This window comes from Glycomyces paridis (assembly GCF_004912155.1).
Classification (GTDB): domain Bacteria; phylum Actinomycetota; class Actinomycetes; order Mycobacteriales; family Micromonosporaceae; genus Glycomyces; species Glycomyces paridis.
The window spans coordinates 116,034-131,730 of record NZ_STGX01000008.1; the positions used below are offsets into that span (position 1 = coordinate 116,034).

Consider the following 15,697-nt stretch of genomic DNA (forward strand, 5'->3'; position numbering starts at 1 on the left):
GCATCGCAGACCGACACGCATGGCGTGTGGGTGTGGAGGGCATCGACCGGAGGGCAGGACACACGAACCACACGAGCACGAAAGCACGACAGCAAGGCAGCAAGTCAGCAGGTGATCGAGCACGCTCGCGAGCGAGTGCGCGTGTGGGTGGTGTGGTGTCGCACCGCGGTCGGGCCTGTAGTGCCTGGACCGTTCAAGACAGCACATCCGGCCACCAGCGCAAGTGCAAGCGCGAGGGCGAGGGCGAGTTCGATCGGCGGGCACTACGGTGTCCTGCAACGCGAAGCGAAGCGAAGTGGACCGAGCACGGCGAAGCACCACGAAACGCCGGGCGAGGAAACCGAAGCGAAGCGAAGCAGAGCAGAGCAGGGCGGGGCAGGCGAAGCGAACTGGATCGGAGCGGGTACGGCGAAGCGGCACACCGTGGAGCAGTGCGGTCTTCACCGGGTGAGGCGAGGCAAGAAGCTTGCCGAGCAGGTTGAGGGCGGTATGCCGAAGTGGCACAGCGCGAAGCAGTGCGGCTTTCACCGGGTGAGGCGGGGTAAGAAGGTAGCCGAGCGGGGCGGGGGCAGCATAGCGAAGCGGAGCGGCTTCACTCAACGCGAGGTTGCGGATCGGCATTCGCCAGGCGAGGCAGGCGAGATGATGCCGAGCCAGGCGGGCGTCAAAGCGGCGCGAAGCTGGGCGCCGTGGCCTTCATTGGGCGCGGCGGATCGCAGCGGTTGTCGAGATGCGGGGCGAAGCGCGTTGACGCCAAGCGAGGCAGGCGAAGCCAATCTGGGGAGGCGGATCGGTCCTCACCATGCGCACCGGGGCGAGGCTGGACCAGGCTACGCGGTGCGCGACGGTGTGAAGCGGCGCAGGGCGAACAGGAAGGGGGAGCGACAACCAGTCCAGCGGCAAGACCAACCCCGGCCGCCCCGGACCGGGACAACCCGGCCACACGAACGCTCCGACACCAACCACCCAGCCCCTCGTCGCTGCCCGCTTTGAGGCCGGGCGAAACCGACCCGGCCCCGCGATCCGACCGCACGAACCACCCAGCTCATTGTCGCTGCCCGCCTTGACCTCGGGCTCCGGCCACCAGCCAAGCCGCTCACCGCGCGGCACGGCGCCCATACGCCACCCGTTGCAGCCCAACGGGTAAGGCGAAGACCAAGCCCGAGGCAGCACAGCCAGTCCAGCGGCAAGACGAACGCCCGCCGCCCCGGACTGAGACGGCCCGGCCACGAACACGCTCCGACACCGACCACCCAGCCCTTTGTCGCCGCCCGCTTTGAGGCCGGGCGAAACCGACCCGGCCCCGGCACTACGGCCGCACGAACCACCCAGCTCATTGTCGCTGCCCGCCTTAACCTCGGGTTCCGGCCACCAGACCCCGCCGCCACTGGCCCACCAGCCGAATCACCCGGAGCAAGACCGGCCCCAGGGCGTGGCCCGTTGTGGACCCGTTGGCAAGCCGAAAACCGGGCCGAAGCGGTGCAGCCAGCCCGGCAGCGAGATGAACCTCCCGCCGCCCCGGACCGAGGTGGCCCGGTCACCAGAGCGCTCCGGCGCAGGTCACTCGTGCTGATCGGGGGCAGGGCAGGCGGGCCCGGCAGGGGTGTTCACCGGTGCGGGGTCCCGGCCCGCCGGGGCCTCAGGCCTGGTGCTGGGGGAGCACCGAGACGAGGCGGGCGAGTTCGCTCTTGTTCACGCCGAACACGCTCACCTTCTTCTGCTGACCGCCCGGCAGCGCCCGCATGATCTTGCCCTGCGCCGGGTCGAAGTAGATCCGCTCGCCCTTGGGGGCGCCGTACGAGCGCACCTGGAAGCCCAGCGGCGAGTACAGGCCGAGCGCACCGGAGGCGGTGTCATAGGTGCAGTAAGGCCGCGAGAGGGAGAGAAGGCCCATCGCCAGGAACAGCGGGCCGAGGACGATCGGGATGTTGACGTCCCCCGTTAGCAGCTGGACGATGGCGAGCAGCAAGAAGAGCGCTCCGAGGACGATATAGAGCACGGAGAGGCCGGTGCCGATCTTGACGGTGACGACGTTGGGGTTCTGTTGTGCGGTCATGTTGTGGTCCTTGCCATCGGAATCTGGGCGGATGAGGACGCCAGGGTAGCCCGGGATCGCAACCGCCCCGGTTCGACCGGACGGGGGCTCACGGCGCGGGACGGTCCAGGAAGTCCAGGAGTTCACGGTGGAGGGTCGCGCCGGTGAGCATCGCGACATGCCCGCCAGGGCAGCGCTTGACCCGCGCGGGTCGACGCAGCCGGTCGAGGAGCGCGAGGCTCGCTTCGGGCGGCACGATGTGGTCGGTCGCGGCGACAGCGAGCATGATCGGGACGTTCAGGGCGTCGAACCGCGCCGGTCGCCCGAGCAGGTGCCGGTCGCCGCTGTTGCCGCCTCTCGCGTTGTCGACCAGGTCGAACAGCAGCGCGCCGGGAATGGGCGTCTGCTCCCAGACCCAACGGGAGAGCGGGCCCGCGACCGCCCGCCAGGTCGGTTTGCGCCGGCGCCGCCAGGTCTGGCGGGCCGCGCGGATCGCGACCGGTTGCAGCCAGTGGAAGCTCTCGCGCACGATCGGCGCGGGCACCAGGCCCCGATGGTCGAGCGCGAGCACCGGCGGCAGGCGAGGCGACCGAAGGACCCCGCTCATGCCGCCGGGGACCTCGGCGTCGACCGAGGGCGCGATCACGGTCAACGAGGCCAGTCCGGAGTCGCCAAGGGCCGCATGGGCGTTCAATGCGAGTGTGCCTCCGAGACAGTAGCCGACCACATGGATTTTTGATCGGCCGGTACGCTCACGGACCGCCCGCTCGGCCTCCATGAGAGTCTCGGCATAGGCGTCGAGCCCGCGCCCCGCCTCGGCCGGGCCGGGCACGCCCCAGTCGAGTAGGTACACCTCTCGGCCCGCATCACGAAGGGCCGCAACGAGGCTGCGGCCCAGCGCGAGGTCGAGCACCCAGGGGCGGGTGACCAGCGAGTGGACGATGAGGACAGGCAGGTCGGGGGAGAGGGGATAATCGCCTGCGCCTGCGCCTGCGCCTGCGCCTGCGCCTGCGCCTGCGCCTGCGCCTGCGCCTGCGCTGTTCGGGCCGCCGTAGCGCCGGAGCATGGCGGGGCCGGAGCGCCAGACCACCGTTGAGGGCGTCGCGGGAACGGCCGACCGGTGGAGACCGGCGGCGAGTTCCACAACATGGGGCCAGGCGAGCGCTGCGGCCAGCAGCCGCGCGCCGCCCGCCCGGAGCCACCGGCCCGAGCGGGCGACCGGGCCCGCGTCGAGGAGCTTCCGGTCGGTCGAGGTCAAGCGCCGCAGGGCGATCCGCGTCAGAGGGGTCAACGTGGCTCCATCGTGGGGGTCGGCGTTCAGGGTAATCGGCGCCGGTCCTGGATGGGAACATCGTTCCCACGAAAAGCCTTCTCTGGAGCACCGCCCCGGACCGATCTACCTTCGTGGCATGACCAAATCAGAAACCACCACCGCAGCCTCCACCGCAGTTCCCGCCGAGGCCGACACCGCTTCCGTCAGCGCTGCCATCACTGCTTCCGCCGCCGCATCCGCGAACCTCGGCCATGCCACCGTCAACCGGATCGGCTACGGGGCGATGCAGCTCGCCGGGCCCGGCGTCTTCGGGCCGCCCGCCGACCCCGAGAACGCCAAGGCCGTGCTGCGGCACGCCGTCGACTCCGGGGTCGACCACATCGACACTGCGCAGATCTACGGTCCCGACGTCGTCAACGACCTCATTCGCGAAGCGCTCCACCCGTACCCCGAAGGGTTGATCCTCGCCACGAAGGTCGGCGGTGCCCGCGACGCGAACGGCGGCTGGCTGCCCGCCGGGGACCCGGCCGACCTGAAACTCCAGGTGGAGGAGAATCTGCGCTCGCTGCGGGTCGAACGGCTCGGCCTCGTGAACCTGCGCCGGTTCGAGCGCGACCACGGCGCTTCGGACCAGCCGTCGGTCGAAGACCAGCTCGGGGCCCTCATCGAGCTCCGCGACGAAGGCAAGATCGACATGATCGGCATCTCCAACGCCCACTTGGCGAGTGTGCGGATCGCGATCGAGGCCGGGGCGGTCGGCGTCCAGAACGCCTACAGCCTCGTCAACCGCGCCGACGACGACATCGTGGAGCTGTGCCGGGAGCACGGGGCCGCGTTCGTGCCGTTCTTCCCGCTCGGTTCGGCCTTCGGCGGAGGCGGCCCGAAGCACCTCGCCGCCGACGCGCAGGTGAGCGCGGTCGCCCGGAAGCACGGCGCCACCGCCTCGCAGATCGCGCTGGCGTGGCTGCTCGCCCGGTACGAGAAGATGCTCCTCATCCCCGGGACCGCCTCGACCGCGCACCTTGACGAGAACCTCGCGGTCGGCGCGATCACGCTCGACGCCGAGGACCTGGACCGGCTCGACAAGGTCCAACCGTTCGCGCTCGGAGGCTGACCCCGGGCAAGCGGTGAGTGCGGCGCCGGGTGCGGCAGGGCAGAGGCCCGGCCGTTCGGGGGCGTGAGCCGTGCCCGGCGGTCCGCTCAGTCGGTCCTGTCGGTTCGGTTCGCCCTGGCGCGCAGGGCGTCGAGCTTGTCCGAGTCGGGGGTGCCCGGCGCGGCCGAGCAGAGGATGAGCCGGACGTTCGAGTCGGCGAATTTGAGCAGGTCGCAGTCGATGACCAGGTCTCCGACCACGGAGTTGTGGACGGTCTTGACCATGCTCATGTGCGGCGCCGCGCGGCCCTCGTCCCAGTAGGCGGCGAAGCGGGGGCTCTTGGCGCGCACCGTGGTCACGAGGTCCTGGAAGGTGGGGTCCTCGCCGAGCTCGGTCGCCGAGAGCCGCAGGTCGGCGACCAGCGCCCGTTCGAACATCTCGTCGCCCCCGGCGGGCGTGGCGATCTGCGCGGAGACCTCGTGCACGAAGGTGCGCACCACGAGGTTCTCGCCGATCGCCTCGGCCAGCGGCGGGAGGTCGAAGAGGTCGCAGAGGAGCCGGTTGGCGTGCAGGAGCGTCCAGTCGGCGGTGAAGACCGCCAGCGGATGGTCCGGCATTCGGGCGACGAGCCGCCGCGCGGCGGGGGAGACCCGGGCGTCGATCGTGGTCTGGCCCGGCGGCAGGTGGTTCGCGGCACGGAACAGCAGCTCGGTCTCGCTGTCCGACAACCGGAGCGCGCGGGCGAGCGCGGACACGACCTGCGCCGACGGCGTGCGGAACCGCCCCTGTTCGAGCCGCACCACATAGTCGGCGCTCACGCCCGCGAGCCCGGCGAGCTCCTCGCGGCGGAGCCCCTTGGTGCGGCGCCGGCCGCCCCCGGCGAGCCCGACCTCGCGCGGGTCGACCCGTTCGCGCCAGGTGCGGAGGAGACTGCCGAGCGTCTGGATCTCAGAGGGCATGGGGCGATGGTAGTCCGAGCCGGGCGCCCTGCGGTCAGGTCGGCGGGAGCGGAGTCGCTTCCCGCTTCGGCGTCGCCCGCTCAGGCGGCCGGGCTTCGATGGGTCGCCGACCGGCGCCTTGCTCGACGGGTGCGGTCGTCCGGGCCGGTCAGTAGTTCTTCCACTCCGATTCGACGCGGTCGAGGATGACCGGGTGCATGAGCGTCGAGGGCTCCATGTCCATCTCGTCGCGGTCGGGCGGGAAGACCTGCGCCGCTTCCAGCAGCTCGGGCGTGAGGGACTGGAACGGGCCGATCGAGGTGTCCAGGCTCAGAACCGGCGCCTCGCCGTCGGCCTGGACGAGGTGGAAGCCCCAGTCGCCGAAGCTCGGCACGCTCACCCAGTACGGGGTCGGCTCGTAGCCGGAGGCCTCCAGTGTGGAGTGAATGGTCCAGAACGTCTTGGGCGCGAAGTAAGGCGAGCCGCTCTGCACGACCATCCGGCCGGTCTCGTTCAGGTGGTCGGTGGCGAGGCCGTAGAACTCGACCGAGTACAGCTTCGCGGTCTCGGTCGCGTCCGGGTCGGGCATGTCGACGATGATCGTGTCCCAGGTGCCGGTCTGCTGCCGCAGCCAGGTGAACGCGTCCTCGTTGACGACCTCGACCTTCGGGTCGTTCATCGAGCCCTCGTTGAGGTCCACGAGGTCGCCGAACCCCTGCGCGAGGTCGGTGACCGCGCCGTCGAGGTCCACGAGGGTGACCGTCTCGACGTCCTCGTAGCGCAGGATCTCGCGGACCGCGAGGCCGTCGCCGCCGCCGAGGACCAGGACGTTCGCGTGCGGGCCGCTCATCGCCGGGTGCACGAGCGCCTCGTGGTACCGGTACTCGTCCACGGAGGAGAACTGGAGGTCGCCGTTGAGGTACAGCCGCAGGTCCCGCTCGCCGAACGGCGAGGCCGACTCGGTCATGACGATCTGCTGGTAGACGCTGTCCTCGGAGTAGACGATCGGCGCCGCGTACAGGGCCTGGCGCGCGTTCGTCTCGAACCGGTCGGTGTAGGCGAACGCCGCGATGAGCAGCACCGCCGTCCCGGCCGCCACGAGCGTGAGGAGCTGCTTCGCGAGCTTGGAGAGGTCCTCGCGGAACAGCACGTAGATGAGCGCCACGCCCGCGACCGCGTTCACCGCCCCGACCAGGAGCGCGCCCTGGATCTGCCCGAAGAACGGCAGCAGCACGAACGGGAACGCGAGACCCCCGATGAGGCCCCCGAGGTAGTCGGCGGCGTTGAGGTCGGCGACCGCCGCGCCCGCCGCCTGCTCGCGGATGCGTTGCAGCAGTTCCATGAGCAGGGGTATCTCGGCGCCGATGAGCAGGCCGATCGCGGCCGCGACGAGGACCAGCGGCAGCGAGTACAGGTCCGTCCACGCGAACGCCGCGTAGAGGAGCATGACGCTGAAGCCGCCGAGCAGCGCCAGCGCCAGCTCGACGACCGCGAACGACAGCGCGGGCCAGCGGCGCAGCGGCTTCGCCGCCAGCGCCCCCAGGCCCATCGCGAACACCATGACCGCCAAGACGATCGAGGCCTGCTTGGCGGTGTTCCCGACCAGGTAGGCGCCCAAGGTGATGAGCGCGAGTTCGTAGACGAGCCCGCACGCCGAGACCGCGAAGGCCGTGGCGAGCAGGCCGAAGCGCGAGAGGCGGACCCGCCGCGGCGAGAGCGTGGCTTGAGGGGCGCTCTCGGCGGTCAAGACAGCGCCATCGCGATGACCCCGCCCAAGGCGAGGTGCATCGCGGCGCTGACCCACACGGCCGGCTGGGTCCCCTCGGCGACGACGATCGCGCCGAGCTTGCCGGGGGTGAGCCAGTCGAGGACGAGGAACGCCAGGGACATGGCGCCGAGGCCGATGACGCCGTACACGAACGTCGAGACGACGCCGACGAGGACGTTGCCCTCGGAGGCCCAGATCGCGCCGACGACGATGAGGCCGACGCCGAGGACGTTGGAGGCGAGCAGGATCGCGGCGTTCATGTTGCGCTCGGTCCAGATCAGCTCGCCGAGCTTGCCGGGGGTGAGCCAGTCGGTCACGAGGTAGCCGAGCACCATGAGGACGATGCCCACGGCGCTGTAGGCGACGGCGCCGACGAGCGCGCCGAGCACGTCGTCCGACAGGAGGCCGCCGAGCGGGCCGTCGCCGGCCGCGAGGTCTTGGAACATTGGAGGCTGTGCCTTTCGAATCGCGGGTCTGGACCTATTTGCCGGAGCCGGGGCCGCCGCCCCGGAAGGGCGAGGGCGGCGAGGAGGACCATCCCCACAGGATGAACACCGAGGAGTAGTGGTTGTAGCCGCTGCGGTAGTCGTGCAGGAGGATCTTGGAGCCGCCGTTGTAGGGGGAGATGGCGACGATGTGCTTGGAGTACTGGAGGTAGTAGGTGCCTCCGGAGGAGCGTTCCTCCATGGCGTCGGCGTCGTCGTCGATCTGGTCGGCGACGGTCGCGGGGGACGAGCTGGAGGTGTAGGCCGTCCCGCCGCCCTCGTCGAGGTTCGCGGCCCGCGTGTAGTGGTCGCGGATGGTCCCGGTGGGGTTCGAGAAGTTCGAGTTCATCAGGAACACGCCGCCGCAGCACAGCGCGATCACGACGACGATCGCCGTCCAGTGCTTCCAGTTCATGCCGCGCGACGCCGGCGCGGCGGGGGACTGCTCGTGACTCATGGTGTCCTCGGTCGTCTGTCGGGGGGATCGGTCCAGCTTACGGTCGCGGTGCCGTTAGACGGGTACGACGGTGCCGGTGGTCGTGACGACCTCGCCGTACTGGGGATAGGTGTGCACGGTCCGCCAGGTCAGCGGGGCGGTGCCGGTGACCTCCAGGGCCGTCAGGGCGTCGGGGTCCTCGCCGAAGACGCCCACGAGCAGGTCGGGGGCGTCGCTGCGCATGAGCGCGCGGTCGCGCAGGGCCCGCACGCGCGAGCGCAGCTCGGGGACGGTGAGGCTCTCGACGGTGCACTCGTAGCGGTGCCGCCAGGAGCCGACGCGCTGGCTGAACGCCTCGGGCAGGTCGGGCGCGAAGTCTGACCGGTAGGCGAGGGTCTCGGCGATGAGGCCGTCGGGGGTTGCGACGACGGCCTGGTGGCTGGCGCCCAGGAGGCGCAGGGACAGCCGGAGGGGTCCGGCGTCGCGTTCCATGCGGTCGAGCACCGGCATCGACGGGGCGTCGGGCCGGAAGGTGAGCGAGGCGGCCGAGACGTCGATGAACGGCACCTCGATATGGGCTATCAGCGTGGGCTCCGGGGGATCGTCGTCGGTCAGGCGCCGTCGTCGGCGCCGCTCTGGTGGTAGATGGTGATCTGGTTGCGGTCCAAGGTGAGTCCCTTGGCGAGCTCCCAGCGGGCGCCGTCGCCGAACGCCTCGAAGGAGAGCTTCTGCCCGTCGGGGCCCGCGTAGTCGTGGTAGCGGACGGTGCCCCGCTCGGCGAGACCGGTGGTGGCCTCGCTCACGTACTTGGCGGTGCCCTTCTCGTCGGAGCGGTACGACACGCCGTCGTGGCTGAGCTCACGCGGACCGGGCTGGAGGTCGGCGTCGGTGATCTCCTCCCACATGACGACCTCGAGGTCGGGGTCGGCCTCGACCGAGAGCCAGCGCTTGACGCCGGTCCCGGTGTCCAGGAAGTGCTCCGACCATGCGTAGTCGCCCTCGGTCAGGCGCAGGGTGCCGCGCACGGCGAGGGTCTTGCCGTACAGCTCGACGAGGTCGGAGGCGCGCAGGCGGCGGGGGTCGCCGCGCAGGACGTCGGTGTCGGCGTCGGCGAACGGGTCGACGGGCCGGTGGGCGGGGGCCGCTTCGCTCTCGCTGCGGTTGCGGCGCCACAGCCACCAGCCGATGAGGGCGGCGGCTACGAGGAGGAGGAGGATCCAGATCATGGCGTTGCCTTCGCTTCGGGAGGTGAGGTGCTCGTACGGGACGGGTCCCTGCGACTCACTGTACCGCCGGGCCGCGGGCCGCGGTGTCACCCGTGCGACCCCTGTGAAACATAGGATCTAGCCTGGAGACGGCTCACGACGAGGTGAGCCGAAGCGATTCGGACTGGAGATCGAGACGTGTTGGCGTTCATCGGCGACGAAGAGTTCCGCGAGACCCTCCCCGACCGGGAGGAACTGCTGACCGAAGCGGCCGAACTGGCCGGATCCGACGAATCCCTGGCCCGGCTGGTCGACCTCTACTGGAGCCTGGTGTCCGACGACGATCTCGTCGGCCGCAGCGCCCAGCAGCTCCTGGAGACCACCGCGCACCACCGCCGCATGGCCGAGGTGCGCCGCCCGGGCGAGGTGCGTCTGGAGGTGGACTGCCCCGAGGACGCCGAGGGCCCCGACGCGGGCGCGTTCACCCGCGTGGACCTCGTCTGCGACGACTCCCCGTTCCTCGTGGACTCCCTCACCGGGCTGTTCAACCAGCACGGCATCGACATCACCGTGTTCGTCCACCCCATCGTCCCGGTCCGCCGCGATGATGAGGGGAATCTCACCGAGGCGCCCGCCGAGGCCGGCCGCGCCGAATCGTGGATGCACATCGAGACGCAGCGCGTCGCCGACCCCGGCGTCCTCGCGCTCCTCGAAGCCGAGATCCGCACCGTCCTGGCCGACGTGGGCGCCTGCGTCGCCGACTGGCAGGCCATGCGCGCCAAGGCCCTCGCGATCGCCGAGGACCTCGACGCCCGCGCCTCCGGCGCGAAGGGCCCCGGACTTCCCGTGCCGCCCAAGGACATCGACGACACCGTCGAGCTGCTGCGCTGGCTCGCCGACGACAAGTTCACGTTCCTGGGCTTCCGGCAGTACCGCCTCACCGGCGACGGCGCCGACCAGGCCCTCACCCCGCTCGCCGACACCGGCCTGGGGCTGCTGCGCCGCGCCCCGGCCCGCCCGCGGCCCATCAACTCGTTCAACGCCGACGCCCGCTCCCAGATCGGCACCAGGCGGCTCCTGGTCATCACCAAGTCGAACGCGCGCTCGACCGTCCACCGCACGTCCTTCATGGACTACATCGGCGTGAAGACCTTCGACGCCAACGGCGAACCCGACGGCGAACTGCGCTTCCTCGGCCTGTTCACCTCCGCGGCCTACCTCTCCAGCGTCACCGAACTGCCCGTGGTCAAGCGGAAGGTGCAGGACGTGCTCGCCCGCTCCGGCGTCACCCTCTCCTCCCACTCCGGCAAAGACCTCGTCACCGCCCTGGAGACCTACCCGCGCGACGAGCTGTTCCAGGCCCGCACCGACGACCTCTACTCGACCGCGATGGGCGTCCTGCGCCTCGCCGGACGCCGCCGCCTGCGCCTGTTCGCCCGCCGCGACGTCTACGGCCGCTTCTACTCCTGCCTCGTCTACCTGCCCCGCGACCGCTACAACACCGAGAACCGGCTCAAGATCCAGGAGATCCTGCGCCGCCGCCTCGGCGGCGAGGCCGTCGACTACGACGCGCGCGTCACCGAATCGGTGCTCGCCCGCCTCCACTTCGTCGTCCGCATCGACCCCTACGCCCCCGCCGGGCCCGTCGACGTCGAGTCCATCCAGGCCGAACTCGCCGACGCCACCCGATCCTGGGACGCCGACCTCGCCCTCCAGCTCGACCACCACATCGGCGAAGGCCAGGCCCGCACCCTCGCCAAGGCCTACGCGCACGCCTACCCGCCCGCGTACAAGGCCGAGCACTCGCCCATCGACGCCGCCAAGGACATCGCCAAACTGGAGATGCTCCGCGAGGCCGGCGACATGGAGCTCCAGCTGTTCCGCCGCGGCGGCGACGACGCCGACGTCCACTTCAAGGTCTACGCCTACGGCCGCCCCGTCGGCCTCTCCGAAGCGCTCCCCGTGCTCAAGAACCTCGGAGTGCGCGTCGCCGAGGAACGCCCCTACCACATCAAACGCCCCGACGCGACGATCCACTTGAGCGACTTCGGGATCGAACTGCCCGGCGAGGCCGCCGAATCGGTCCCGCAGCTGCGCATCCGCTTCGAGAACGCCTTCCGCGCCGCCTGGGCCGGCGAAGCCGAGTCCGACCGCTTCGACGAGCTCGTCATCACCGCCGAACTCACCTGGCGCCAGGTCGTCGTCCTGCGCGCCCTCGCCAAATACCTGCGCCAGTGCGGTTTCGTGTTCTCCCAGGAGTTCATCGCCGCCACCCTCGGCGCCCACCCCGACATCGCCGCCGACCTCGTGCACCTCTTCGAAGCCCGCTTCGACCCGCGCGTGGGCGCCGACCGCGACGCCGCCGTCGCCCGCATCGACCAGACCCTCGCCGAAGGCCTCGCCGCCGTCCCCAGCCTCGACGCCGACCGCATCCTGCGCGCCTTCCTCACCCTCATCCGCTCCACCCTGCGCACCTCCTACTTCCAGCGCGGCAACGCCGGGCGCCCCAAGGAGTACGTCGCCTTCAAATTCGACGCCAGGGCCATCGACTTCCTGCCCAAGCCCCGGCCGGTGTACGAAGTGTTCGTGTACTCCCCGCACTTCGAAGGCGTCCACATGCGCTACGGCAAGGTCGCCCGCGGCGGCCTGCGCTGGTCCGACCGCCGCGAGGACTTCCGCACCGAGATCCTCGGCCTCGTCAAAGCCCAAGAGGTCAAGAACACCGTCATCACGCCCGTCGGCGCCAAAGGCGGCTTCGTCCTCAAACGCGACGACCTCACCGACCGCGCCGCACTCCAGGCCGAAGGCGTCGCCCGCTACCGCGAGTTCATCTCCGCCCTCCTCGACATCACCGACAACCGCGACGCCGACAACAACGTCGTGCCCCCGCCGAACGTCGTCCGCCACGACGGCGACGACCCCTACCTCGTCGTCGCCGCCGACAAGGGCACCGCGACCTTCTCCGACATCGCCAACGGCGTCGCCGCCGAATACGGCTTCTGGCTCGGCGACGCCTTCGCCTCCGGCGGCTCGGTCGGCTACGACCACAAGAAGATGGGCATCACCGCCCGCGGCGCCTGGGAGTCCGTCAAACGTCACTTCAGAGCCGAAGGCCTCAACACGCAGGCGCAGGACTTCACCGCCGTCGGCATCGGCGACATGGCCGGCGACGTCTTCGGCAACGGCATGCTCCTGTCCGAGCACATCCGGCTCGTGGCCGCCTTCAACCACATGCACATCTTCATCGACCCCAACCCCGTCGCCGCCGCGTCCTTCGCCGAACGCCGCCGCCTGTTCGACCTGCCCCGCTCCACGTGGGCCGACTACGACCCGACCCTCATCTCCGCGGGCGGCGGCGTATGGGAACGCACCGCCAAATCCATCCCCGTCTCCGACGAGGTCCGCACCGCACTCGGCATCGACGCCGACGTCAAGGACATCACCCCGCCCGAACTCATCCGCGCGATCCTCACCGCGCCGGTCGACCTGCTGTGGAACGGCGGCATCGGCACCTACGTCAAATCCGCGACGCAGTCCCAGGCCGACGCGGGCGACAAGTCCAACGACGCCGTCCGCGTCGACGGCGCCGACCTGCGCTGCCGCGTCGTCGGCGAAGGCGGCAACCTCGGCTTCACCCAGCTCGGCCGCATCGAATACGCCCTGACCGGCGGCCCCGGCGCCGCGGGCGGGCGCATCAACACCGACTTCATCGACAACTCCGCGGGCGTCGACACCTCCGACCACGAGGTCAACATCAAGATCCTCCTGCGCTCGGCGACCCTCGGCGGCCGCATCGACCCCGCCAGCCGCGACAAGCTCTTCATGGACATGTCCGACGCCGTCGCCCACGCCGTCCTCGCCGACAACTACGGCCAGAACATGGCGCTGGCGAATGCCAGGAAGCTCAACGCGCGCCTCCTGCCCGTGCACGTGCGGCTCATGAAGCACCTGGAGAAGACCGTCGGCCTCGACCGCGAGATCGAGGGCCTGCCCAGCGACAAGCAGCTCAAGGAGCGCGCCGCCACCGGCGCCGCCCTCACCGAGCCCGAACTCGCCGTCCTCCTGTCGTACGTGAAGATCTGGGCCAAACGCGCCGTGCTCGACTCGGACCTGCCCGACGAGGAGTGGACCGCGCCGGTCCTGCGCGAGTACTTCCCGGCGCCGCTGCGCGAGACCTACGCCGACCTCATGGCCGACCACCCGCTGCGCCGCGAGATCGTGACCACCGCCGTCGTCGGCGAGGCCGTCAACCGCTGCGGCACCACGTTCCTGTTCCGCATCGCCGACGAGACCGGCGCGGCCGTCGCCGACGTCATCCGCGCCTTCGTCATCATCCGCGACTCATTCGGCCTGCCCGACCTGTGGCGGCGCATCGAAGCGCTCGACAACGAGGTCCCGCAGGAAGCCCAGGTCGCCTCCATGCTCGTCATCCGGCGGCTCCTCGACCGGGGCGTGCGCTGGCTCGTGCAGCACCGGCGCGGGACTCTCGACGTGGCCGCCGAGATCGGGCGCCTGCACCCGGGCCTGGCCGTGCTCCAGCCGCGCCTGCCGGAACTGCTCACCGACTCCGAGGCGGTCGGGTTCGAGCGGTTCTGCGACCAGCTGGAGGAGCAGGGGATGCCCGACGACGTCGCCCGCGAGGCCTCGGCCCCGATCTTCGGGTTCGGACTCGTGGACGTGGTCGAGTGCGCCCGCCTGCTGGAGACCGACCTCGACACGACCGCCGAGGTCTACTACGGCATCGCCGCCCGCGTGCACCTCGACGAGATCCTCAACCAGATCTCGGCCCTGCCGCGCACCAACCGCTGGCAGACCCTCGCCCGCTCGGCCCTGCGGTACGACCTGTACGGGGCGATGGCCGGTCTCACCTCCGGTGTGCTGCAAGCGAAGCCGGGCACCGACCCGGCCGAGGCGGTGGGCTCGTGGGCCGACCGCAACGCCGCCGAGATCGAACGCATCCACGAGGCCACGGCCGAGGCCGAGCGCTCGGACGAGAAGCTCGCCGTCCTCTCGGTCGCGCTGCGCCAGATCCGCAGCATGGACACCGACACCGACGAGTAACGCTCGCCGTACGACGTACGGTGTACGACGTGAAGGGCGGGGCGGTCGCAGGACCGCCCCGCCCCGCTGTGCCCGGCGACCGGCTCGCAGGCGTCCTCCGCCGCTTCCTCCGCGGGCCTTCCCGCACGCCTGCGCCGGCCTCGATCGCCGGTGGAAGCGTTCGCCTCGCGGGCCCGTGGATAATGTGTGCTCGGAGGAGAAGGAAGAGCCAATGCCGAAGAGCCATACCCCCGGGGTGCCCAAGCTGCTGCGCGTCCTCAACGACCAGGCCGCGCTGAAGCTCCTGCTTGAGGACGGCCCCCAGACCCGCGCGCAGCTCGCCGAGCGCACCTCGATGTCCAAGGTGACCGCCTCCCAGATGATGGAGCGCCTCCAAGGGCGCGGCCTGGTCGAGGTCGTCGGCTCCAAGTCCGGCGGGCGCGGCCCCAACGCCTCCCTGTACGCGGCCGTCCCGACCTTCACCTACGTCGTCGGCGTCGAAGTCGGGCCCGTGACCACCAAAGGCGCCTGCGCCGACTTCACCGGCCGCATCGTCGGCCGCGCCGAGATCGACGTGGAAGGCTCCACCGACCCCGTCGCCGTCGTCCGCCGCGTCGTCGCCGACGCCGTCGCCGACGCGGGCATCGAGATGTCCAAAGTGTCCCGCATCGTGCTCGGCACTCCCGGCGTCATCGACCCCGCCAGCGGCGAGATCGGCTTCTCCTGGAACCTCCCCGCCTGGCACCGCGGCCTGCGCACCGCCCTCAACCAGGAGTTCGCGCCCACCGTCGCCATCGAGAACGACGTCAACCTCGCCACCATCGCCGAACAGCGCTCCGGCGGCGCCGGCGGCGCCTCCGACTTCGTGTACGCCTGGTTCGGCGGCGGTCTCGGCCTCGGCGTCATCCTCGGCGGACGCCTCCACCGCGGCGCCAGCGGCGCCGCCGGTGAGATCGGCTTCCTGCCCGTCCCCGGCGGCGACCTGCCCACCGGCGGCGTCGTCACCCGCCTCTCCAAAGGCTCCTACCAGCGCGTCATCGGCGGCGACGCCGTCATCGACATCGGCGCCAAACACGGCGTCGAAGGCGCCGAACCCGAAGACGTCGTCGCCGCCGCGATCGCCGCCGGCCCCGACGGCACGGCCTGCCTCGAAGAGATCGCGCGCGGCATCGCCCTCGGCATCGTCGCCGTCTGCGTCCTCCTCGACCCCACCGTCGTCGTCCTCGGCGGCCCCGTCGGCTACGCCGGCGGCCTCGAACTCGCCGGGCGCGTCGCCGCCCAGACCGCCCAGCTCGCCCCCGTCAACCCCAGCGTCGTCGCCGGCGCCGTCGTCGACGAACCGGTCATGCGCGGCGCCATCCTCCACGCCCTCGACGGCGTGCGCGAAAGCCTCTTCGACTGACGCGAAACGCCGCCACCGCCGA

Annotated in this window: 11 protein-coding genes; 3 read left to right on the forward strand and 8 right to left on the reverse strand. The window is 70.9% G+C overall.

The window, feature by feature from the left end; all coding sequences use genetic code 11:
- Positions 1 to 1,639 precede the first annotated feature (1,639 nt).
- Positions 1,640 to 2,056, reverse strand: a complete 417-nt coding sequence (locus E9998_RS12290; protein WP_136529992.1) for a hypothetical protein — start codon at positions 2,054 to 2,056, stop codon at positions 1,640 to 1,642.
- 88 nt (positions 2,057 to 2,144) lie between these two features.
- Complete coding sequence (locus E9998_RS12295) at positions 2,145 to 3,326, reverse strand: alpha/beta fold hydrolase (RefSeq protein WP_136529993.1); 1,182 nt, start codon at positions 3,324 to 3,326, stop codon at positions 2,145 to 2,147.
- Between the two features lie 118 nt (positions 3,327 to 3,444).
- Between E9998_RS12295 and E9998_RS12300 the strand changes: the two genes are divergently transcribed.
- On the forward strand, positions 3,445 to 4,422 hold the full coding sequence (locus E9998_RS12300; RefSeq protein WP_136529994.1) for an oxidoreductase: 978 nt from the start codon (positions 3,445 to 3,447) through the stop codon (positions 4,420 to 4,422).
- An 86-nt stretch (positions 4,423 to 4,508) separates the two neighbouring features.
- Here the strand turns inward: E9998_RS12300 and E9998_RS12305 are convergent, their stop codons facing one another.
- From E9998_RS12305 to E9998_RS12330, 6 genes are all read right to left on the reverse strand, one after another.
- Positions 4,509 to 5,360, reverse strand: a complete 852-nt coding sequence (locus E9998_RS12305; RefSeq protein ID WP_136529995.1) for a helix-turn-helix domain-containing protein — start codon at positions 5,358 to 5,360, stop codon at positions 4,509 to 4,511.
- 148 nt (positions 5,361 to 5,508) lie between these two features.
- The gene (locus E9998_RS12310) at positions 5,509 to 7,086 is read right to left on the reverse strand and encodes a polyamine aminopropyltransferase (RefSeq protein ID WP_136529996.1); all 1,578 of its coding nucleotides are present in this window, start codon (positions 7,084 to 7,086) and stop codon (positions 5,509 to 5,511) included.
- The gene (locus tag E9998_RS12315) at positions 7,083 to 7,553 is read right to left on the reverse strand and encodes a DUF350 domain-containing protein (RefSeq protein ID WP_136529997.1); all 471 of its coding nucleotides are present in this window, start codon (positions 7,551 to 7,553) and stop codon (positions 7,083 to 7,085) included. Before E9998_RS12315 ends, E9998_RS12310 begins: the two co-directional genes overlap by 4 nt.
- A gap of 34 nt (positions 7,554 to 7,587) precedes the next feature.
- Positions 7,588 to 8,049, reverse strand: a complete 462-nt coding sequence (locus E9998_RS12320; protein ID WP_136529998.1) for a DUF4247 domain-containing protein — start codon at positions 8,047 to 8,049, stop codon at positions 7,588 to 7,590.
- Between the two features lie 54 nt (positions 8,050 to 8,103).
- Positions 8,104 to 8,595, reverse strand: a complete 492-nt coding sequence (locus tag E9998_RS12325; protein WP_158299789.1) for a DUF2617 family protein — start codon at positions 8,593 to 8,595, stop codon at positions 8,104 to 8,106.
- A gap of 44 nt (positions 8,596 to 8,639) precedes the next feature.
- Entirely contained in the window at positions 8,640 to 9,254 is a 615-nt protein-coding gene (locus E9998_RS12330; RefSeq protein ID WP_136530000.1) for a DUF4178 domain-containing protein, read from the reverse strand.
- A 177-nt stretch (positions 9,255 to 9,431) separates the two neighbouring features.
- Between E9998_RS12330 and E9998_RS12335 the strand changes: the two genes are divergently transcribed.
- Both E9998_RS12335 and E9998_RS12340 read left to right on the forward strand, forming a co-directional pair.
- A complete protein-coding gene (locus E9998_RS12335; RefSeq protein WP_136530001.1) occupies positions 9,432 to 14,294 on the forward strand; it encodes an NAD-glutamate dehydrogenase in 4,863 nt (1,620 codons plus the stop codon).
- 211 nt (positions 14,295 to 14,505) lie between these two features.
- Positions 14,506 to 15,675: an ROK family transcriptional regulator gene (locus E9998_RS12340; RefSeq protein WP_136530002.1), complete on the forward strand. Its 1,170-nt coding sequence runs from the start codon at positions 14,506 to 14,508 to the stop codon at positions 15,673 to 15,675.
- Positions 15,676 to 15,697: the final 22 nt, after the last annotated feature.